The sequence below is a fragment of the Acetobacter pasteurianus genome (assembly GCF_009914215.2).
Lineage (GTDB): Bacteria > Pseudomonadota > Alphaproteobacteria > Acetobacterales > Acetobacteraceae > Acetobacter > Acetobacter pasteurianus.
The window spans coordinates 353,405-374,234 of the sequence record NZ_CP039845.2 but is presented as its reverse complement, the minus strand read 5'-3'; the positions used below and the strand labels follow the sequence as shown (position 1 = coordinate 374,234).

The 20,830-nt window shown below is 46.8% G+C and carries 21 protein-coding genes; 9 read left to right on the top strand and 12 right to left on the bottom strand.

Going from position 1 to position 20,830, the window contains the following annotated elements:
* Window positions 1-29: 29 nt before the first annotated feature.
* Both FCN51_RS01695 and FCN51_RS01690 read right to left on the bottom strand, forming a co-directional pair.
* On the bottom strand, window positions 30-449 hold the full coding sequence (locus FCN51_RS01695; protein WP_160255891.1) for a hypothetical protein: 420 nt from the start codon (window positions 447-449) through the stop codon (window positions 30-32).
* Between the two features lie 36 nt (window positions 450-485).
* Window positions 486-878 carry a hypothetical protein gene (locus tag FCN51_RS01690; RefSeq protein WP_160255890.1) on the bottom strand — a complete coding sequence of 131 codons (393 nt, stop codon included), beginning with the start codon at window positions 876-878 and terminating at the stop codon, window positions 486-488.
* A gap of 599 nt (window positions 879-1,477) precedes the next feature.
* Between FCN51_RS01690 and FCN51_RS01685 the strand changes: the two genes are divergently transcribed.
* Window positions 1,478-2,467, top strand: coding sequence for a dUTP diphosphatase (locus tag FCN51_RS01685; RefSeq protein WP_160255888.1), 990 nt, complete (start codon window positions 1,478-1,480; stop codon window positions 2,465-2,467).
* A gap of 135 nt (window positions 2,468-2,602) precedes the next feature.
* On the opposite strand, the gene FCN51_RS01680 is transcribed toward FCN51_RS01685, so the two are convergent.
* The 4 genes from FCN51_RS01680 to FCN51_RS01665 all read right to left on the bottom strand — a co-directional run bounded on the left by FCN51_RS01680 (window position 2,603) and on the right by FCN51_RS01665 (window position 5,382).
* Window positions 2,603-3,643 (bottom strand): exocyst complex component EXO70, encoded by a 1,041-nt coding sequence (locus FCN51_RS01680; RefSeq protein WP_160255887.1) that lies wholly within the window; start codon window positions 3,641-3,643, stop codon window positions 2,603-2,605.
* Window positions 3,644-3,691: 48 nt separating this feature from the next.
* Window positions 3,692-4,132 (bottom strand): hypothetical protein, encoded by a 441-nt coding sequence (locus FCN51_RS01675; protein WP_160255886.1) that lies wholly within the window; start codon window positions 4,130-4,132, stop codon window positions 3,692-3,694.
* Between the two features lie 90 nt (window positions 4,133-4,222).
* A complete protein-coding gene (locus FCN51_RS01670) occupies window positions 4,223-4,738 on the bottom strand; it encodes a ClpXP protease specificity-enhancing factor SspB (RefSeq protein ID WP_124296324.1) in 516 nt (171 codons plus the stop codon).
* 353 nt (window positions 4,739-5,091) lie between these two features.
* Window positions 5,092-5,382 carry a HigA family addiction module antitoxin gene (locus FCN51_RS01665; protein ID WP_160255885.1) on the bottom strand — a complete coding sequence of 97 codons (291 nt, stop codon included), beginning with the start codon at window positions 5,380-5,382 and terminating at the stop codon, window positions 5,092-5,094.
* A 173-nt stretch (window positions 5,383-5,555) separates the two neighbouring features.
* Between FCN51_RS01665 and FCN51_RS01660 the strand changes: the two genes are divergently transcribed.
* Window positions 5,556-6,167, top strand: coding sequence for a hypothetical protein (locus FCN51_RS01660; protein WP_160255884.1), 612 nt, complete (start codon window positions 5,556-5,558; stop codon window positions 6,165-6,167).
* A gap of 97 nt (window positions 6,168-6,264) precedes the next feature.
* Here FCN51_RS01660 and FCN51_RS01655 read toward each other — a convergent pair whose 3' ends face one another.
* Window positions 6,265-7,368 carry an ATP-binding protein gene (locus tag FCN51_RS01655; RefSeq protein WP_160255883.1) on the bottom strand — a complete coding sequence of 368 codons (1,104 nt, stop codon included), beginning with the start codon at window positions 7,366-7,368 and terminating at the stop codon, window positions 6,265-6,267.
* A 474-nt stretch (window positions 7,369-7,842) separates the two neighbouring features.
* On the opposite strand from FCN51_RS01655, the gene FCN51_RS01650 reads away from it, so the two are divergent.
* Window positions 7,843-8,259, top strand: a complete 417-nt coding sequence (locus FCN51_RS01650; protein ID WP_310254898.1) for a hypothetical protein — start codon at window positions 7,843-7,845, stop codon at window positions 8,257-8,259.
* A gap of 96 nt (window positions 8,260-8,355) precedes the next feature.
* Here the strand turns inward: FCN51_RS01650 and FCN51_RS01645 are convergent, their stop codons facing one another.
* Complete coding sequence (locus FCN51_RS01645) at window positions 8,356-8,676, bottom strand: hypothetical protein (RefSeq protein WP_160255881.1); 321 nt, start codon at window positions 8,674-8,676, stop codon at window positions 8,356-8,358.
* 129 nt (window positions 8,677-8,805) lie between these two features.
* On the opposite strand from FCN51_RS01645, the gene FCN51_RS01640 reads away from it, so the two are divergent.
* Window positions 8,806-9,090, top strand: coding sequence for a helix-turn-helix domain-containing protein (locus FCN51_RS01640; protein WP_099541167.1), 285 nt, complete (start codon window positions 8,806-8,808; stop codon window positions 9,088-9,090).
* A gap of 54 nt (window positions 9,091-9,144) precedes the next feature.
* Here FCN51_RS01640 and FCN51_RS01635 read toward each other — a convergent pair whose 3' ends face one another.
* Window positions 9,145-10,401: a DNA cytosine methyltransferase gene (locus FCN51_RS01635; protein ID WP_160255880.1), complete on the bottom strand. Its 1,257-nt coding sequence runs from the start codon at window positions 10,399-10,401 to the stop codon at window positions 9,145-9,147.
* Between the two features lie 138 nt (window positions 10,402-10,539).
* On the opposite strand from FCN51_RS01635, the gene FCN51_RS01630 reads away from it, so the two are divergent.
* The 3 genes from FCN51_RS01630 (at window position 10,540) to FCN51_RS01620 (ending at window position 13,127) form a co-directional block, all read left to right on the top strand.
* Window positions 10,540-11,151, top strand: a complete 612-nt coding sequence (locus FCN51_RS01630; RefSeq protein WP_160255879.1) for a hypothetical protein — start codon at window positions 10,540-10,542, stop codon at window positions 11,149-11,151.
* A gap of 397 nt (window positions 11,152-11,548) precedes the next feature.
* The gene (locus FCN51_RS01625; RefSeq protein WP_099541169.1) at window positions 11,549-11,821 is read left to right on the top strand and encodes a hypothetical protein; all 273 of its coding nucleotides are present in this window, start codon (window positions 11,549-11,551) and stop codon (window positions 11,819-11,821) included.
* Between the two features lie 217 nt (window positions 11,822-12,038).
* A complete protein-coding gene (locus FCN51_RS01620; protein WP_236661138.1) occupies window positions 12,039-13,127 on the top strand; it encodes a metallophosphoesterase in 1,089 nt (362 codons plus the stop codon).
* 135 nt (window positions 13,128-13,262) lie between these two features.
* Here the strand turns inward: FCN51_RS01620 and FCN51_RS01615 are convergent, their stop codons facing one another.
* A complete protein-coding gene (locus tag FCN51_RS01615) occupies window positions 13,263-14,012 on the bottom strand; it encodes a hypothetical protein (RefSeq protein ID WP_236661136.1) in 750 nt (249 codons plus the stop codon).
* A gap of 264 nt (window positions 14,013-14,276) precedes the next feature.
* Here FCN51_RS01615 and FCN51_RS01610 point away from each other — a divergent pair, with 264 nt between their 5' ends.
* Window positions 14,277-15,593 (top strand): type IV secretory system conjugative DNA transfer family protein, encoded by a 1,317-nt coding sequence (locus FCN51_RS01610; RefSeq protein ID WP_160255876.1) that lies wholly within the window; start codon window positions 14,277-14,279, stop codon window positions 15,591-15,593.
* A gap of 281 nt (window positions 15,594-15,874) precedes the next feature.
* Here the strand turns inward: FCN51_RS01610 and FCN51_RS01605 are convergent, their stop codons facing one another.
* Window positions 15,875-16,243, bottom strand: a complete 369-nt coding sequence (locus tag FCN51_RS01605; RefSeq protein ID WP_124297923.1) for a beta barrel domain-containing protein — start codon at window positions 16,241-16,243, stop codon at window positions 15,875-15,877.
* A gap of 106 nt (window positions 16,244-16,349) precedes the next feature.
* Here FCN51_RS01605 and FCN51_RS01600 point away from each other — a divergent pair, with 106 nt between their 5' ends.
* A complete protein-coding gene (locus FCN51_RS01600; protein WP_160255875.1) occupies window positions 16,350-17,108 on the top strand; it encodes a hypothetical protein in 759 nt (252 codons plus the stop codon).
* Window positions 17,109-17,443: 335 nt separating this feature from the next.
* On the opposite strand, the gene FCN51_RS01595 is transcribed toward FCN51_RS01600, so the two are convergent.
* Window positions 17,444-20,698: an Eco57I restriction-modification methylase domain-containing protein gene (locus FCN51_RS01595; protein ID WP_160255874.1), complete on the bottom strand. Its 3,255-nt coding sequence runs from the start codon at window positions 20,696-20,698 to the stop codon at window positions 17,444-17,446.
* Window positions 20,699-20,830: the final 132 nt, after the last annotated feature.

The window sequence follows — 20,830 nt, the reverse complement described above, 5'->3', positions numbered from 1 at the left end:
TGCCTATGAGCGAGAAGTAAAACTTAATGTTAAGATGGAGAGGTTGTTTTGGATATCTGCATATTGAGGGATTTCGACAACGCTTCATAGTAAAATTTATGCATTTCCGACCATTCTTTCTCGTTGAAATCTCTGATGTCTTTTTCGAGTTTTAGTTCCGTTCGGACGTTCTTGTGAATGCGCTGCCTTTTTCTGACAACGTCATGATTAAATACCCCCATACTGTCATAGAAAATTCCGTCTGATTGAATGACTGCGTGTGCCCAGAGCGGTAATCTCCTGTGTGATAGGCGGAAGGTCGCCGTACAGACTGTTGCGTCGATATGAGCAGAAGACAGTACGTCGAAGAGGGCTGCGGCAAATGGTTCGCAGGCATCGATTTGTGCGTCTTTTCGGGTGCTACCAAGTTTTGCTTGGCTGATAATCTGAGCGATGTCTAAAGCTGGCATGAGATATCTTAGTCTGTCGGGGGCGGAAAGTTGGTATTATGCAGGCTTTTGAAAGCTGAAGGAAGCTCCGTTTGTGCAGCAAATGGTGATTAGGTCAGGGGTAGGGGCTTCAATTTTGGCGTCAGGTTCTGCCCAGGCACTTTCAGTGTCACAGAACATGAAGAGGTCGAAGACCATTTCTGATATTTTCCCTCGTGTTGCATCCATAATCTCGTAGAGAATACTACGCATGTTTGAACCGGGGGAGGGGAAATCAATCTCGATGATGCCACGTGTATTCCCATGTTCATCAACCATGTGGATTAAGGCGTGGCCATCACCTTCCTCGAAACGGTAAGGCAGTGAGATTGCGATATCTGCTTTAACTGATGAGTTCTCGTCCTCGTTAACGCGAATACAGTATTCTGATGAGGCTTTAATTCGAAGCATGTTAAATTTTCTCATTTAAGAGGGGAGTTTCTGGTTTGAAACGCTGGAGTATCCGACACGGACAATTCAAGTGCTTTGAGGGCAACGAGGATTTATCCCCTTATTTGCTGCACCTTTGGAGCATTCATCTGGATAAGCGCTTGATGGTGGATTGGATTGGCTTCCGCCACGTGCAGAAGGAGACTGCCGCTTCCAGCTAAAGAAATGAAACCAGTTTCTTCGCGTCACCATATGACTATTTATATTGGAAGATGTTTCTTTGCCGCCTTCGGTCGCAGTATGGGATGAAGAAGATGTTCCTTCTGCGTCACTATGCGAGGCAGAATGACCAGCAGAGGCTGAGTGACCTCCGCCGCCGTGCCCACCACCTCCTCCTCTTGCCAAGGCTATTTCGGGAGTAATTGGTGTGAGTATCAACGATGCGATAGCAGCTAGGGTTACCCAACGGTGTGATTTTAAAGCCATATTGATCTTCCAACATCTCTTAACGCATCAAAGAATATATTTTTCCAAGGATATTTAGAAGGGTTTAACCATGCTATGTGTAATTTTAGCCTTTGAAGGCAGTTTTAAATTCATCATCAATAAGGATAGATGTGATGTGCATAGAAGATTCAAAGTATGACTTGAGCGCAGTTGAGTTTGGCTGCGTGGATTTTGCTTTGCAGGCAACGCAAAAATTTGGACCTATTCAGAATGCCTTGAATGCCAGAGCGAACAAAAAGCCTTGGAATTGGTGTGAGAACGACAACAATTGGTCGCGCGCGATCAAAAATGAAGCCATTGAGATGCAGGATCACATTGGCTGGAAATGGTGGGGGCACTCCACACCTCACTTCAATAGAGCATTTATGGAAGTGGTAGACATCTTCCACTTCTGGATCAGTGCCATTTTGCAAGTGCGTTATGAAAGCACCAAAAAAGGGGTTCCTTATCTCTCTCCAACTTTCGATGCGATGAAGAGTGGTAGCGATCTTCTTTGTGAACTGAAGGAGATTGAAAAGGCAGTTAATGAGCATCTGGTCAGGAGACGTATTCAGGATGAATTGCCTGACGTTCAGAAACGCATCTGGCGGCAGGAGGCGATCAATTCGTTTATAGATCTTATGGTGCTTAAAGCTGCTAAGGCTGGATTACATGCTGCTGAGCATGATCTAGAAGCAAACTACATTCAACTTCTTCATATCGGTTACATTATCCAGATCTTGTGTATTTTTTGCGGCAGATCAGTATCAGATTTGTTTAAATGGTATGCCGGGAAAAACGCATTAAATCTGTTCCGTTGGGATAACGGATACAAAAAAACAGCCGGCGAAAAAGGGTACATCAAGATATGGTCTGATGGGGACGCGCCACAGGAAGACAACGATTATCTTGAATATATGATCCTAGACCATAAGGATGAGGGATCGGGGGAAAATGAGACCTCATCTGAAGCAACGTGGCTTCAAAAATTCTACGACATGCTTGCGGCTGAATATAAAAACGTTTTGGCGACAAAAGACAGGAACGAAGACCGTTCTGCCAATGTTTCATCATGGAAAGATTGTGAGTCTAAAAAGTTCGTTGAAAGCTTGATTGCCGGATAATTGATTACCCCCTCTTCTTTGGTTGAGGGGGTAATATTGAAAAGTTATGTTCTATTTTCCAGTCCGAGGTCAGTTGGGCCGATTAAAATACACACCATTGGGTCCTGCATGCATAATTTCCGCCTCACCATAGGCTCAGGCAGAAGGGCGGGTTATCAAACTATCTGCTGTGATCTTTGGCAGCACTGCCTCTATCTGGCTCTTTTCTAAAGATACATCTGCATCCTTAGCCTCATCTATTATCTTGAAAATCTGAGAAAATGGGACTTGTGTTCCCATTTTCTCATTGAGATCACGAAAACGTCTATTGCTCCATTGCCGCCGTGCCCAATAGTCAGCTCGCGCCTCCACAGATATATCTATCTCGCCAAGGTAGGAGAGGATCGCAGGTTCTGAGAGAGTGCCATTCTCAGAAAAAAGGGAAAGGCCGTAATACCCACAAAGAGAGAATGTAGTGCAATTCTGTGCTGGTATTCCGGCATCTCCAAGAAGCTGCTTCCACAGCGCAGATCTGGCACTCCATTCCTCACGGTGTAGGTTGTCAGGTGGGTCTGGGCTGCTCCAGTAAGGCATAGGAGTTAAAGAGGGATGATCTGAGAGGGCATGGTACATATCGCGGTTGTCTGCATGCAGTATGGCAAAATATCTACATCCGCCTTCACTTGCCTCCCTAAAGACCCATAGCTCAGCTTCGACATCCAGTGCAGGCAGCCTGGAACGCGACCTATTGGCCTCAAGTATGTCTTCGCTCACTGAGCAAATAGCTTGCCGCAACGGAGATGATCTTATTCCGGTTGTGGAGCTTTCTATATCGAGGCGAGAAGTGACGTCGTTTATGCAATCCAGCATCAAGGAAAGAGTTGTGAGTTCATCGGGTTGTTCCTTACCCGCATCTCTTATTGCACGTTCCAAAACGGCAAGTGTCAGTTTGCAGTTCTGTGCAGCTTTTTCGAGGTTGGTAACAACATCACTCAGTTTAGATATTGCTGAAAAATAGGGTTTGTCGCTCATTAGGGTTGTTTGATCAACGTATCTAACTGCACGCCGGAGTACTTCTTTCGCAATAACAAGACGCGCCACACCGGCTGCTTGTGTTCGAAGCTCGGCAGAAAGATCCGCCACTTCATCCAGAGAGTGGAGATTAACCTTGAACCCATTGTATACTTTAAGAGACAAGGCAAAATAATCCTTAGCAATTCCAATTGCGCCGAAAAGCCACGTCGTTCAGGGCAGGGATAATGACAATGACAGAGCTTCGCTGATCCATAACGAAATCAAGCCCAGGCTTAGTCGTTGATTGATGAATTTTGTCATATCTGTAGTGGAGAAGAACAGATCTGTACGGATCTCATTATATTTGAGAGCGTAAAGAATGGTCTGTGTAAGCTTGCAATCTAGAGAATCTTTAATGACCTCTGACTTAAGCACTCCAGAAGCAACTCCATCTGAATCTTCAACTTCGCGTAAGATCCAATTGGGCATTGTAAGCTTTGTGCTGTAGCGTCTTTCAAAAGGAGAATGAATATTGTTTCCGCGACAAGCAAGGCTTTCCCCAATAGTGCTTAAGACAATACTGACATCCATGGCGTTAGGAGTTACTTTTTCGTCAAACTTATCAAAAATATTCCGAATGGCATCAAGAATAACAGGCGAAGGCTTTTCCATAATTAGGCTGTCCGTTTAAGGTTTGGTTGAGCATTATTTGTTCTAAGGATCTAGATAGACAATCAGAGAAATTTGTTTTTGTTGTGTGACTTAAGAAGGCGAATTTACTCGTGAGGGCCGGAAATCTGCCAATTTGATAACATTTGATGATACTGGTGATTTGCTATCAGCATCTTTTAGACTTAAATTTTCGTGTTCACTGTGTTGGTTGGTATCGGAATTTCCAAGCAAAAAAGTGATCTTGGCACCTGGATCGTCAAATCTTGTCAAAGCTTTCCAAGGGATAACCAGGTTTTCTTCATTCCCGTTAAAAACAACACTAACAGAGATATTTTTCCGTTTTCGGTTAACCTCCAGATTTCTGAACTGATACTGGAGCACGATAGTTAAATCATTTGGATATTTAGTGTGTAACCAATCGGGGATACCTTTCTTACATTCTTTTGTAACGAAGGTAATGTAGAAATAATGGTTTTCGGGCAGGTTGTGTGCGCTTCCACCTCTCTTGGCCACACTTTCCAGAGCTTTAAGAGTCATTTCCAGTTTGCATCTTTGCTCCCAGACTGAATATTTCAGATCATCGTCAGTATCAGCAAGCTGGGGCATGATGAAACAAGCCTTCTCTAATTATCTAGAACCAATTTCACCTTTTCAGATGACAAGGCTTATTTTACCTGATTGGGTGGCCTCGGAATAGACCAGAATAGCCTTTCAGGCATTCACAATCAGCGATTTATGAACTTTTTTGTCTCTCTCCGTGAGGTCCTGATCAGATTGAAGCCTGAATTTGCGGGTCATGGTTGCGAGTTGCGGCTTTTTGAGAGTCTTCCATATACCCGCGATAAAATGCATATTTTCGAAGAATAATGCGTGCTGCCTTTTCTAGTTGGGATTTAGGAGGGCGGCAAAATCCCATTGAAAAATGGTAGTTCATCTTTGGCCAAGACTTTCTTCACAATTCAAGCCACCGTTAGGACAGTCTTGTTGATAGTTTCTTCATGCGTGATCCGAGCGATGGCCAACTCATAATTTGTCTGCAGCTTGAACCAGAATTCCGGCGGGTTCTTGAAGAAAATACCCAAACGTATTGCGGTGTCTGCTGTTATGGAGCGATCTCCACGGATAATCTGGCTAATTCTGTTTGCGGGGACTTGAAGGTGCATCGCGAGCCTGCTGGCGGTCAGCCCACGGGCCACCAATTCTGATTTCAGGGTCTTTCCGGGGTGAGAGGGGCGCAGGACTTTGCTCATTATATTCCTCATATTTCTCTTAAGGCTCTTGAGAAGACCTCAATTTAGTGTTCCAAGTTTAATTCGTGTCTGATTCTGACTTGCTCAGACATCCTAAAAAATCGTTCAAGACCAGAACAAATGGCTTAAAAGCATAAAATATGGTCGCCTCTCAACAACCAAATGGATGACTCATGTCAGAAACATCATTTTGCGTTGCAAAACAACACAAGGCCCGAAAGCAACACCGCTGCCACAGTTGCAACACTCTCATACAAACTGGCGAAATCTACCTCCGCGTTACAGGAAAATGGCCTGAAAATGATGGAATTGCCAGATTTTCATACCACTCTGACTGCCGCACCACTGAAGAAACTCTTAACAAGGAACTCACAGAATACGGCGAAGACTATGCCACAATCTCCGAGCTTCTAGACTATAATCCTTATGACGTTATTCCTCTCCTGCCAGATGCAGTCGCAGAACGTTTCTCTTCGCAAATAAAGAAGATCCGCACAAGAAATCCAGATTTCTGCCCGCCTGATATTTTAGAGATCATCAAAGCAGGTCAAGGTAACCAACTTGCCTTCACAGCACTACAAATAAGGATCCTGCAACATGTCGCAGCCAATCCAGAAAAACTCACAGCACAACAAGTGGGCCACAATCTAAAACTCTTCGGCAGGATCAATCACCCTATAGGAAGGCTGATCGCCAAAAAAACAATCCGCATTTCAAAAGACGGACTGCTCTGCATAAACCCAGATGGTTTGCTCTACATCCAAAACGCGCTTCCAGTTCACTAAGATCGCCGCACCTATGTATCCAAAAAATGGCGCCTGAGCGCGTCTGGGCATCTGAGGCTTAGCCAAACTATCGCCCGATGCCCAAGATATGCAGCTTTCAATCTTTCTTCCCCTCGCTTTCTACTGCTGCCAGGGGATAATGGCGAACCATATCTCTGCTTTCAGTGCCATAAGGCTCCATGTCGGTATGGCGAGGGGGAATTGATCTGCGATTGTGCACCGTGAAGCGGCCTTGGCCGGGGTGCTCTTTCGTTCTTTGCGCTACCGCCAAGTCTTCCTGAAGATCAGAAAGAGCTTTCTGTGCTTCCTGTTTAACAACTTCCTCATTGGAAAGGTCGGGGATGGCATTTTCACTTCCCATCAGGTCTCTGATGTCAATGATCTGGACATTGGGGTGAGAGGAGAGAAGGGGGACAAATGGAGAATGGGTGGCACAAAACACTCTCAGTTCGCCTATCTTGGATCGTTCGGCCAGAAGTGAAAAAAATCTTGCGAGATAGAACTCGTCTAGCCCGGTCTCCGGTTCATCTAGGAGCAACCATTTTTCTGATGTGGCCGGCTTGTCTTTGAGGTAGTCAGAAATATTCATACGAGCAATTCTGACTACCTCAGTTTCATACCGTGCATTCGGCGGAGGTGCCTCTATCAATCCAGTGGCCCAGGCCAGAGCATAATTAAGCCTTCCGCGCATTTGTTCGCCATATGAGCGTAACTGATCCTCGTGAATTTGACGTCTTAGCGGCATGTTGAATCCACCATCATCAAATCGGTCAGCGTTTGAGCGGGCCGAGAAGTAGTAGGATTGCTGGCCAGACCAATTCAGGGCATCAGTATCCAGCACCCCATTGCAGTTGGGGATGATAGTGACCTCTTCAGGCGGCCCCCATCTGTGAAGATCATGAGACCGCGCCACCGCCAGAAAGGCTAGATCCACCCCAGCTTTTTTATTGGCTGGATGCTCTTGCCATCTTCTGCTGAAGATCGGGTATCCATTGAAGCCGTTATCTGCGAGTTCAGTTCCGAAGCCATAACCAGTCTTGTGCATTGCTGTACGCATTGCTTCAAGTATCAGGCTTTTGCCGCTTCCATTGGGGCCAGTGAGGAACACAAGAGGCTTCGTAATGGTTATCTCGGCCAGTTTGTTCAGATATCCCAAAGTGGAAGCATGAAGTGGAATGTCATTCCTAAGCATAAGTCTCATTGAATTGGCCTTGTGATTATCAAAAATGGTCAGGTTAATTTTACAAGGGTTTAGGAGGCAGATATTATTCTGACAAGGCTATAATTAAGCCTTGTCAGTTTTGTTCCATGCATCGCACGCCGCTATTTTGGTCTTATGAATTGATCAGAAAATGGGTTAGAGGGTGCCAATATGTCTGGTAGATATCCCACAACAGGCCGTTCCACACGTTCTAGTCGTGCTTCCGAGATCCCGACTGTCTTCACGTCCTCAGAAGAGCTGAGGAAATATTTCCCAAAGTCATTTTTACGCAATGGCTCTCTTAATCTCTCCGGGAAGAAGCGCATACAGTATTTGCCTGATGAGATAACAGTGAATGGGGATTACATCTCCCTTTCTAATTGCACTTCACTCTTGCGCGTTCCTAACGGTCTTGATCGGACATGTAGTATCTCACTTGATGGATGCACAAGTCTGAGAGAGATCCCTGAATATTTGTCTGAATTCTCCGGCATAATTGATCTAACCGGGTGCACTGCTCTGGAATACCTTCCAGAAGGAATGCACATTAAAGGCTCAGGTAGCCTTATTCTTGATGGATGCACGTCACTCAAGCATTTGCCCGAAGGTCTCCAAGTTGAGGGCCGGCTTAGCATTAAAGGATGCACTGGGCTTGTGGATCTGCCAAAGGGAATGGAGGTTGGCTTTATGGATATGGATGGTTGCACCAGTATCAAGCGACTTCCCTCCGACCTAAAGATCCACATGTCGCTTGTTATGGACGGATGCGATGGGATAGCTATTCCTCAATCATTCCTGGATAATCATGAAGGGAAACGAGGAATACGGCTGCCTGAAAACTATCATGTGGTGGAAGCAGATGCTTGCTCCCAGCCTGAATTCTCTCTTTAACATGCTCCCCGTCCTTCAGGCCGGGCTGTAGGTGTAGTCGGTACCCCTAACCCACAATCCTTGGTGCCGTGGGTTAGGGCGTAAGAGCATAGAGCCTTAGGCCGATGCGAAAGGAAGGCAAGAACGGCCATATTTTTCAGGCTCAAAAGACCAGCCTTCAGGTAAATCCGTCAGTTCAGCATAGCGCACCGGGCCTTGATCATCAGAAGGAGAGATGGTGGCGTGGCTATAATGACGGATATTGAAGATCACACCTTCGGCCAATGCAGCAGTTTTCGGATCGGCTCGCAGATCATCAACCAGTGAAGATAGGCTGCGAGTGATTGTTGAAGGTGTGTTTTCAGAACCAATTCGGACTTTGATATCGTTGTTGGTTGTGGTTGCTGGAACGACGGGTGCAGTTTCTTTGTTCGGCATGGTAGTGCCCTTTGCTTTTGGTTTTCTACAATATCAACTTGATGAAATAACTCTACGTCACGTAGTGTTTTCACGTCAAGAGAAAAATCTACGTTGCGTAGATATGTGTGTATATGTCATGTGTGCCCAATGACAGATTCAACCATAAACACACCAGATAACCAGAACCCCTCTCATTCTACTATATTGAGCCATGATGAGTGGGAAATAAGGGCACGCAAAGCTGGATTGAAGCAGGTTCAGCTTGCTTCGTTGGCAGGTATATCCCCCAATACCGTTTATCGTGCGTTTGCAGGGCACTGGAACAATGGAGATGTGCCTGGCTATCTCAAAGCTATCATCATGGCTTGGGAAATCATGAATGAAGACCAGAAGAAGGAGTGGCGGGAAAATATCGCCTCGCAGACCAGTTAAATGACCACAAGTTAACAGCTTGAGGGCACAATCATCTCGCTGGGTTGTTTCAATTTAGTCTCGCATCGACTTCGTCTCAAGCCAAGAGAGATGATCGGTATTTTTATATCGACTAAAGGGAAAGTCAGAAGGGGGAGATAATCTCTTACCATTGATGTGGTTTAGAATTACCTTGCCAACGGCTTCCCCTAATCCCACAGGAACAGCATTACCGATCTGTTTGTATCGCTCTTTGATAGAGCCGCAGAATTTCCAGTCATCGGGGAATTGCTGAACACGGGCATATTCTTGAACAGAGAGGGGACGATCTTCCTCAGGATGGCAAATATCTGTAGCGGGCATAGTGGGAGAGGTGACAAGAGTGCAGGAGGGCTTGTCCCAGCTTAACCTTCGCAAAAATCCAGTCTTCCCTCCACCGCTCTCATAAGCTTTGCCGAGGGCCATTTTCTGGAGTTTAGGAGGGAGATTTTTCCAGTTCTGTCCCGCACTAAGGAGCCGGTAAAAGCGTAAGCGGGATTGTGGAAATTCAGCATGATCGCACTGGCTGTTATCCATATCTTTCAGGGCATCCTTCAGTGTGCGCCACGGAGGGAGTCCGAATGAAGATATTGCTGAATGTGTAGGCATTAGATGGGGAAGGGCACATCCATCGCGAGAGCAGATAATGATTACTCGTTCACGACATTGAGGAACGCCATAGTTAGCGGAATTATAAAGATTAAAAGATACCCCATAACCTGCATTTTGAAGGATTTCTATGACATGCAATAGAGCTCCCCCTGGTCTTTCCTTAAGGCTGGGCGTCCAATTATAAGGTCTCAGTGAATGGGGTATATGCTCAATAGGTGCAGAGAGTAGGCCGCGGACATTTTCGATGACTGCGAATTTTGGCGCCATCTGTAAAATCAAATCCACATATCTCAGAAGAGCATTCCCTCGCTCATCCATAAAACCTCGTCTGCTTCCTGCTGTAGAAAAAGTCTGACAAGGTGGGCCACCGATTATCAGGTCAATTTCATCGTCATCGTTCAGTCTCGCATATCGGCGTATCTGGTTCGGGGTATAGTTCCAGATGTCACCAATTAGGCCGATCTCAGGGTGATTGGCTAAAATTGTCTGTCTGCAGATTTTATCTTTTTCACAGGCAAGTAAAATCTCAAAACCTAGCTTTTCCAGTCCGATATCTAATCCCATGGCTCCAGAAAAAAAGGATAAGGTTTTCAACTTAGCCTTGCTTGATCTGGCCCTAATCTTATCGACTTGAGAATTTTCTGAAGGTTTGATAACAGACGGGCAAGATAATCTTGACATGGCAAGCCTTAGAAAGATTGTCTATCTTCCAAGGCTAGTGATCAGATTTGGCATATCCAAATATGTTTTATTGGTTATGAACAGGGGGTTAAATGCCCTTGGTCATTATCGAATAATGAGACAAGGACTTCCTACAATATGACTTACAATATGATCGAGACAGTCAAAACAATTTGCTCAACTGTTGGTCTTACCTGTTTATGTTTACTGGTGGCATTAAAAGGGTCATATCTTGTTACCCCAGTTCATGCTGCTGAAGTTGCGCATGCAAACATGTCGAATGATGTTGTGCGTCAGAGCCCGGAAACTATATTTAAATTTACTTTACCAATGTACGATAAAAAGAAAAATCCAAATCCTTCTGAATACATTTTTACAGAAGAACAAGTTCATTCGGCTTATTTCTATCATGACTCGAAAGAATCAGTTTTTTTGGAAGCATCCAGCAAGCCGAGTGTGCCGGAAACAGGTGTTAAATGCTCTACATACGGAGGGACAGTTAAGGCTGATTTTTCTGTGCCGGGAAAAGTTAGAATTCGTTATGACATTCAATCCTGCACCTACAAGCCTCTGCCTTTGATGGAGGATGTAAAACGATATTCATACTTCCCAATTGTAACCACAGTACGAGGTGATGAAGAGTTTCCGCTTCCATCTGATGGGCATCTTGTTTACAAGAACAGTGATGGCAATTTTCAGATTGTAATTACGCCTGTTTCTGCTGTTTCTGATGGGGTCATTACACACTAAGGTCTGGCGCGTGGCCTGAAGGCTGCTTACACTGCCGGAATGGCAGCTTAAAAATATTTCACGTCGCAAGAATTCAAACTGCTGTACAAGCAGTTTAGAGATTACAAGGACGCGCTGATAATCCCTTCTTGCGTTAAGGGCTTACTATCGGACAGATAGCTTGAAAAAACTTTCCCGATGTCATGGTTTACAGGCCATTTTCCTTCACTGCCGTACAGGCAGCTTGGCAAGCACAAGAAAGTCCATAGGCCTTTTGCTGTCTTAAACTGCCGGATAGGCAGAGAAATTCCAGATTTTCATTTTCTAGATGGAAGGGAACATTGAAAACGGCTCAGGTGATTTGTACACCTATATAAGCCGCTATCAGAATTTGGTTTCGCCAGTGTAGGAAAGAAATATGCATACAGAAACAGGTCAAGAAACAGATCATGATCAATACGTCCCCACATCAATTGACACTGACATTCCTATGCCGGTTAATCGCAAGGAGATAGCCGACAAGCGTGTCAATGCTATGCTCAAGATGAAGGTCGGACACTCTTTCCAGGTGCCGGGCGATCTGGCGCAGCGTTTTATGGATCTGACGCGCCGAAGGAAAGAGTTGAAAGATATGAAATTTGAAAGCCGGACTGTAGACGAATTGTGGAAGCGTATTTGGCGTATTTCGTGAATAGAATAACCGAGTAAGGATGATTACTGGCGCACAGGCAGCTTAAGATTGATATCAGCTTACATTGAAATGAGTGGACTTCCGAACAGGAAGAATTGCCCGGTGACCTTACATTCATGGGTAAGGGATGTCAGAAAATTGAAATTTTGATTTTGTAGAACTCCAGAGCATGCAAATTTCTCAAAAATTGATATAGTCCCATCAAATTGTTCTCAACGTGAAATCAAAGGTATTATTTATTCTTCCTATGGCTAATTCACCGACAATCCAGATTCATACAACCTCCGCCCAACCTCTTTATAATGCGCGTGCAATTAGTAAGCCCGAGATCTTTATAACAGATGTGCATGGGCAGCTTCTCTTAATGAAGGCATTGGTGGATGAATGTCTGAAGATATCCAACGGGAATTTGAGTTTTTTGGGTGATATGATCGATCGAGGGAAGGACAGCGCAGAATGTCTGGCGTTCGCGATTTCCCTCGCCATTAACATAACTGCGGACCCGTCAGGGCGCGTTGTGAGGTTTATCTGCGGGAACCACGAAGAGATGCTCATCTCTGCGATCAGAGAAGTTAAGAAAGAAGGCGGGTGGGAATATTTAAGCTACCTGATGAAGCGGGCAAATAAAGCATATAAACTTCAAGGCAAGAAGGCAGGGGATTATCAGGCATTTGTATTGGATGCACTCCCCAAAATAAGTCGACTCTCTGGTGGCAAGAAAATCCAGGGCCGGAAGATTATTTCGAGATGGCCTGCCCTTTGGAGGTTCATTACCTACGGAGGAGCATGGTTCGTGTTGGCCGCATCAGAAGAATGCCAGGATGGAGATGTCGACAGCATCATAACGCGCCATCTTACAGGCAAAGCTGTCGAGGTGATCTCTAAGACTGGTCTGACAGAATGGCTGGTAAGTCAGCCCAATGTGATCAGGTGCGGGGATATCGTAGCTACCCATGGAGGGATACCTTCATTATCTGCTGCTGAAGCGGATCCGGTAGCTTATGGCGAAAGATGTAAGATTGATCCCATGGGCTCGCAAAAGGTCATGGAGAGCATCAATACGAGATGGGTGAGGAAGGGATTTATTGATCGGAGGGACGAGTTCCCCGGTTATACAGTTCTTCATGGTCATACTATTGATAACGAACATGCGGAGATGATTTCGGAGGGTAAGGAAGGGAAATTGGTCTCTCCACGAGCTCCACTCATCGGGATTGATTCAGGAGCCTATAAGACAGGGGTGTTAACTGCTGCGATACTAGAGAAAGGGGCCATTCGCTTTGTTTACGCAACGATGCAGCCCTGACATTCTGCCTCCCCCTCCGATAAAGGAGAAGGAGGGGATGATAAGATGTCTTCTCTAGAGACAAGAAGTCTTGCTGGGATTGGCTTTCTATCCAGCCTTTAAGCAAGAAAGCTCATTGTGTGTAAGAAGTCACGCTCAGAGAGATGGGCTTTGATCTGGCTCTGCCTTCTGGGCTTCCAGGACAACCTCGGACAGTGTATCGCGCAAGCTGTGAAGAACGTTGTCATCTGCCATGATGGTAAGAAGAGCGATCTGGTAGGCCAGTCCATAGTTGTTGGCGGTCGATGCCATGTCGGAGGTCAGCTTCCCGCCGCTGTCAGAAACGTCATGCACTGCGTCATCCACAGCATGCTGGAATTTGTCTAGATGGTCACCAGTCAGGCTTGCCGCCGCGGGCTCTAGAGCGCGGAAGAACTCCATGCAGCGACCAAGATCTGCTATGGTCGGCTCTGGCAGTCCTTGCTCCTGAGAAGGCTGCATGGCCGTGATCAGCGTGCGCCTGGCCAGATTGAAGTTTTCTTCGGCGATTTCTGCCTGATCGCCGTTCATTCTGTGTGCCTGTTTCAGTGCAGCATCGCGTAATTCATAGCCACGGTTTTTCCATAGCCACATGACGGCCTGATCATGGTCGATATTCACCTCAAATCCCATGTCTGGGGCGATCGTGGCGTAATCAAGGACCCGAATTACGTCTTTGTTGTCTGATGCCTGAGCGACATTGTCAGCAGGATAGTCTCCCCCCCAATCGCAACAGATCAGCTTGGCGATATCAAAAGGGGTGGCATTAGACAGATAGGGGGCCGCGTCAAAGTCGGCCTTTACCCTATGATCATCAGAATGCACTTCGGCTGCAACCATATCACCTTGAATTCCTGATTTCGGCATCTTTCAAATCCTTACCTTCGTGTTGTGAATGTGGGAAAGACAGTAGCATCAGGTGAAGCAAGGAACAGGACTGACCTGATGCATGGAAGGGGCGACAGCGCGCCATTGAAGAACTGAACGAAATACTCCTCAGACACGAAGAAAGAACATCCTGCAGATTGTGCAAGAAACCTTGTGTCGTCATCCTGAAAAATCGGAGTAAAAGGCCTTAACATAACCCCTTCCTGAAGGAATGGTTTTGATTGGTCGGATGTCAAGCAAACCTTGCGTAACAATCTGATCGTTCATAGCATTGTCTTTAATGGCTTTGGATTAATTCAACCGGAAGCAATAATGACAAGACCAAATCAAGCCCATAAATTCTCCCGTGCACGTTCCGTGGCTTTCGCTGGAGTTTTAACCATAGTTGCTACACTGGTTATCAAAGGGGCTAAAAACCGTCACGCTTTAAAAAAGAAGAGCGTTGACGATAGTCAGGATGGGTTCTGGCGCCGGGCAACCAAAAAATCACATTTCCCTCTTATCCTTTCTGAAGAAGAGATGGCCAAACATATGCGGATAGTTGCGGGCGGAGGGTACGGTCAGAAAGGTCAACATCTTTCATTGCTCTATAGATCTATGGTGTGTGGAGGAGGTGCACTTTACCTGAATATGCATGGAGATCTTGGCCTGACAGGATCAATCATCGCATGGGCAGATAAAATTAATCGTAAAGAAGATGTTATCAGCCTCGCTTTCCCCAAAGCCGCTCCGCTGCATGGCGATGAGGTAGTTTGCTTTAACCCATTCGAGAGTATGGATGCCTTAACTTCTGCAAAAAGTATTGTCTTAGGTGCAGATGGCAAAGTTGGGCGATCGAGTGATTCTTTTGTTGGGCGATCCATGGAAATGCATCGCAGTGTCTTGTCTGGCCTTTTTTGGCTTCGGGATAATTTGGGTCTGTATGTTGACGCTCAGGTTATTCAAGATCATCTCAACTTTGAAGCAGTAATCGCTCTTTCTGAGAGGCAAGACATCCCTGATGAGCATCTTCAAGGAGTTCGCGATTATCTGAAGAGCATTCTCCCGCTCGGTGAGGGGATGGCGAAGAAACAACACGCATTGATTCAAATGATGTCTACAGAGCGCCTCAGGATAATGACAAAAGAGTATCCGGGGATATTCACTGCTGGACGGAATGATGTTGATTTTTCAAGTGTGATTGCAAAACGACAAATTGTCGTTGTTACTTTCCCTTCGCTTACGAGAAATGCTGAACTTAACGATTTTTTATCCTCCCTTGTGCTTAATGCCTTTGATAGCTGCGTGGGCAAACTCTTTCACAAAAGCGAGAAAAATTGGGATGAATCCAATTCTGCTGTGAAAGATAAATATCCGATGTTCCTAGTAATGAGCACTGATGACAGGTTTTTACGCGGGAGTAATTTATGTCAGGCTGGAAATACTGGAAGGTTGGCAATGGTACTCGCCACGGAAGACTTTTCTTGCCTGAGCAAACTCTCCGACAAAGAGGGTAAAACCATCCTTTCCAATGCGAGCACGAAAATCTTCATGCCTGATGACAAAACAGGCACCAAGTGAAGCTGTTATTGTGAAGGATGTGGATGGAGAGATTTGGCGAAATTAGGGATGCTGGAATGTATCCCCTGTTCGCCGAGATGAGGCCGATGATCTACCTCGTGAGGTCCTGGCCCCAACGATGCGCATGAGGCTCACGGTTCGCCCCTCCGATCTGGGATGCTTCAGCACTTCAGGTGGTCATCAAAAACTTGGAGCTGCCGGGTTCAGAAGCCCATTATGAACTGCAGCCAAAATATTAGGCTCCCTGTCCTTCGGGACAAGGAGCCTATTCATAGCCAAGATTAGCCATTTAACTTTTTGAGGAGATTATCCAAATCATCATCAGAAAACGAAGGAGGGGGGCTTCCAGCAATTGCTGTATTGCTAATAGCCAGTTTGATATCACTCCATTTTTTGGAGCGACGGTGATGACTGTCCCAAGCTTCCTTGCTTTCAAAGATGATAAATGGATGTCCACAGACTTTTTCTTCTTTCCCGTCTGACATGGAAAAGCGAACTGGGTACCGCTCATTCATCAATGTGAGCCATTTTTTCCCTTTAGAGGCAACGGGCATGTATGTTTCTTTGTAGCCGCTATTAAACCTATCTCGCTGAACGACGAAAACTTTATCGCCCTTTTTTAGTGAATGTAGAAATTCCTGCGAAACCATAAAATGTCTCCAAAAAAAATCTAAATATGAAGCATTAAGAATTGAGGTTTATTCTAATACATAACAAGGCCTTTTGAAAAGGCCTTGCTAGGAAGGCCTTTAATCCGTGTCTTTAGAAATCGTTGTCTCTCCTGCAAATGAGGTTGATGGGACAAGGTTAATGGAATGGCATGTACCTTGCATCCGAATAATATATTTTCTCTCCAAAACACCTTCTTGCAACGAAAGTTATCCCATGAGCACCTCAATACGCCATGAAGAAAATCTTAGAGACAAGGTCTTTGGCTACGTCCGCGACAATTCAATTCCTTTCTCGTCCCGTGAATCTGACCTCTACCTGAAGAGTACTGAAGGTCTCAGTAAATTTCTGCGTGATTTGGGCATCATGCCTTCCTTCACAGAAAGCTTCAGAAATGAAATCTCTGGGGAAATGGCGATAGAGTTGCCTTTTTATGCGGATAAGGCCCGCTATCAGACGATATCTGATGTGGAAATGTCTCACCTTAATGGGGGCGGGACGCTCCGTGTGACCTCATGCGCCGCATACGGACCAAATTTTTCGATAGCCAATATGGGAGATTACGGACGCATAAAGATAGCCCCTAAATATGGAGCTATCGACATATCTCCTGATTACGTTGGCCTCTTATCCATAACCCTGGAAAAAGAGGCTTCGACCGGTAATGAAGTGACTTGGAACGCGGATCTGGAGTGGCATGATGGCAGCAACATCACAAAGGGAGGCGTTCAATTTGAGGGAAACAAACTCTCCGAAGAAACTCTGAAAGCCGCCATTGAAAAATGTGACCTGTGGCCGCTACCCGAAGATTTTAACCCAGATCTCGAAGACGAGGTTGCACCCTAATTAATCCGCCACGATCTGGCACTGCAATTGATTTTGCTCCCAATCACGCCAATCACGCACGCAAAGCGGCGGCGCTGAACCCATGACGCGCAGCAAAATGCACTTAGCTAAGCCCCGTTCGTTTCCGAATATCAGTAACTTTGATACCGGTTTCACAGTTCCTTTAGCGATACCTGCAACCATGTTCTATGGTTGCAAATAGTTTATCGGTAACGCAGCAGATCAGAACTTCGCGTTGGGAATTGATACTTCTTGACTCCCACGATAATGATCCTTGGCGGCAAGGCAAGGTCCGCTCGACAAAACTTACTATTAATATCAGCCATTCAAACACATCACCTGCGCAGCGCAATTTCTGCGTTGATGATTTTTGCGGCAGCAGCACGAACTTTTGAAACTATCTTGCCTCGATCCTTGGAATCGTGTTCTTGGTGGGCCTGTTTCACCAGCTTGGAAAGCGCCTTGTGACCAGCAGACGATGCGTTGTATGCAGGCAAGCTCACATGTTTGAAGATGTCGCCAATGTTAGTCGCCACATTATGCGCCTCGATCATCTCTTTGACGATCTCCGAGTGCAATAAGCCGCACAGGTAGTAGGCTGGTTCCGGCTGGTCGAAGTCGGCAAAGTAAAGCTTGTGGTCAGGCACATAAACGCGAGACCCGTAGCCAGGCAAGGAACCTGACTCGACCACGGCCGCTGAGAAGTCACCTGTCATCTCGGCCCAAATGACCTTGAAGGGCGCGAAAGTGTAGTCTCCTACGTTGTAAATCGCAAAGAATGGTGCTCCCTTCAAGCGCGTCTTGAAGGTGGATCGAGATTCCAGAAAAGACTTGTAAGCCTTGAAGAACTTGAAGGTCTTTGGGTTCGTATGGCTGCTGTAATGCATTGCAGCAGCATCCAGAGAGGCGCGGTCGATGCCTTTGTTGGGAACGAAGGCATACAGAGTATTCTCAGGAAGGAAGAAGCAGGGGTGTAAATCCCCAGCCCCTTTCGCGAGCGGGAACAAGCTCTCGGCCTCGACCCAAAACTCGCGCGGCTGTCCCAAGTTGGTCTTGCCTTCATGGGGACGTGTTCGCACCTTGACCGTTTTAACGACCGGATTCGAGGCAATCACCTCAACGAAGTAAACTCCATTGAGGTCAGTCGTGATACCCTTTCGGCCGTTGACCCAGGTCGAAGCCCCAAACATCGGCTCGCAGGCAGCAAAATGTCCAGGCTTCATAATGGCCCAAGGGGCACCTTCCATTGTCTGCGAAACAGGATTGGCCTCCATCTGGACTACGTCCACTAAGTCAATCACCTTGCCACGATGGAAGCGAGGATTGATGGTCTTCAAGCGGACCACTTGACCACCACGTCCCTTCTTCGGATTACCTGCATCGTCCGTCTTTGGCTTGCCAAGCCAGACCCGATAGTCCAACGGGTAACAAGTCGTTCCCCCTATCTTCTTCGTGAACATCGCGACAGCCGTCTTATTGGCAGCATCTGGGAAGGGCCTTAGCTCCTTCATGTCATCAACAGAGATTGGCACCAAACGGTCAATCGCGTTGATGCGGAAGCGTCGGAAGCCCTGCGATGAAGGAGACTGGAAAACCGTCTGCGTGATGACAAACACCAACCTGCCATCTTCGACCAGCCACTTATCGGCTGTCGTGTAGGTGATGATGGCAGAGATATCCAACTCGTTGCCACCATGGAACTTGGTATCTGAGAAGATGGAATACTTCTCGCAAGTCGGCTTGGCTTGGTTACGGTAAGCCTCCGGCAGGTTCGACCAGCGCACCCAAGGTGGGTTACCGACGATAGCATCGAATTGCCCAGCGGTGGCTGACCAGAAGAAGTTGCGCACGATCCTGAACCAGATGCCATTCCAATTTTGTCGGTGCAAGGCGAGCACTTGGTCGTAGGTCAGCTTGAGATGATCATGCCACTCGTCGGCCTGTGTTCTGGTCAGGATACGAGTCTTCACCAGCGCCTTGGCAACTGGCTGATACTCCGTATCGTTCTCGACTTCTTCGCCCATAAGCTGGAACACTTTGTCCAGCAATACGCGATCACGAGCCAAGTCAGCGGGAAGAACAACTTGAAGGTTGGCTTGCTGACTTCCGATACTGTACTCTATAACCTTCTGGTCGTCGTCTGGATTGGGGGCTGGTGAGTACACCGCATCAGCCAGTAGTACAGGAATCTCTACATCCTTGCCCTTGCATTGCTGCAATAAGTCGGTAATCGCGATCAGGAAGTTCACGCGAGATGACTGCACAGCCAGAGGATTGAGATCAAAGCCCCAGACTGTGGTCGTTAGCATGTCCACGGTATGCTCGGCATTCCAGCCCGCCGCGAGAGCTGCACCGCGCTTCTGTTCGATAGCCTCTAAAAGGAATGATCCCGAACCGCATGTTGGGTCAAGGAGACGAGCAGAAAGCCACTTGTCCCGACTGTATCCAAGTTTGACCATGGAATGCTCAACCAGCCAATCCGGTGTATAGAATTCTCCAAGACTCTTGCGCAATTCCTCCGGCACCAAGTCTTGGTAAAAGTCGCGCAAGACATCTCGTGATCGGCCAGTTTTCTTGATCGTGTCGAAACGGTAAACAGAAAGCTTTGCCAGTAGTGTACGAATTGCAAGACACGTCGACACGCGGATGGACTTCTTGCTTGTGGCATCCAGATACCAGCTAAAAATGGCCTCCTCGACGAAACCATTCAGACCCACCGCGTTGAAGAATCCACCGTCCTCAATATCCGACCGCAGAGCGTCTATCAGAGCCTCGTCCGACTCTACAGCCAGAAACTCGTGAATCAGTGACTTAATGGATGCCATACCATGAGCAGCCACGATCTCAGCCGCAATAAGTTTCATCAGCAACGAATGGAAAGTGTGGGTAACAAAGAGCTTGGCGGGCAAATCAACTTCGACCGGTCCTGCGAAATCGAAACCCAACGATCCATTGATTTTTTTGCGCTGCTGAATGCTCAGGTCGGCGGCCTGCCCGTACAGCGTTGACCACTCCTCAAAAAGCATCTTAATTTTACGGTTCCCCTCCTTCCCGATCGCGTCAGACAGCGCATTGGATAGCACCTGCATGAGCTCGCAGCCGGTTCTGGACAGATGCCCAAAGTCCTCGACTAGATTCTCGGAGGTGATCGCTCGCCGGAAATTGGCTTGTAGCGCATTTACCACCATCTGAAAGGTGATAGGCGAAAACGGCATCAGCGGCTGGTGGATGATTTTTCCATCTTGTACTTGGGCGAAGCCCACATGATCACCGTCGATGGCAATACCGATGTAGTCTTTCTCGTCCAACCCTTGCTCGGATGCCAAACGTGAGATGTAATTCAGCAGACGACCATTAGTCGCTTCGACAAACTCTGGGCTCGTCTCGCTGCCCTTGAAAAATCCGGGGCCTTTGAACTCTATAACAACGTTGTTATAACTTGAATCACGCTTAGCTCGCTCGGCGTCGAGGTCGATCTGCAAAGCCTCTTCGAGACCTTTCATCCAGGCGTGGCGTAACTCTTCCTTATTGAGCCATTGCTTGCGACGTCGGTTGATGAGGTCGTAACCCTTCTTGCTATTGGCGTCCATCTTTATCCTTCTGCTGTCAAGCCTGTCGCATCGGATCGGGCCGCCTGACAGGAGCTGCTTTGTAATATAGTGGTTCGCGATAACCGGCGAGCTGTGGCTTTATTTCCTTTGGCCTTGGGTTTTGCTGTCATG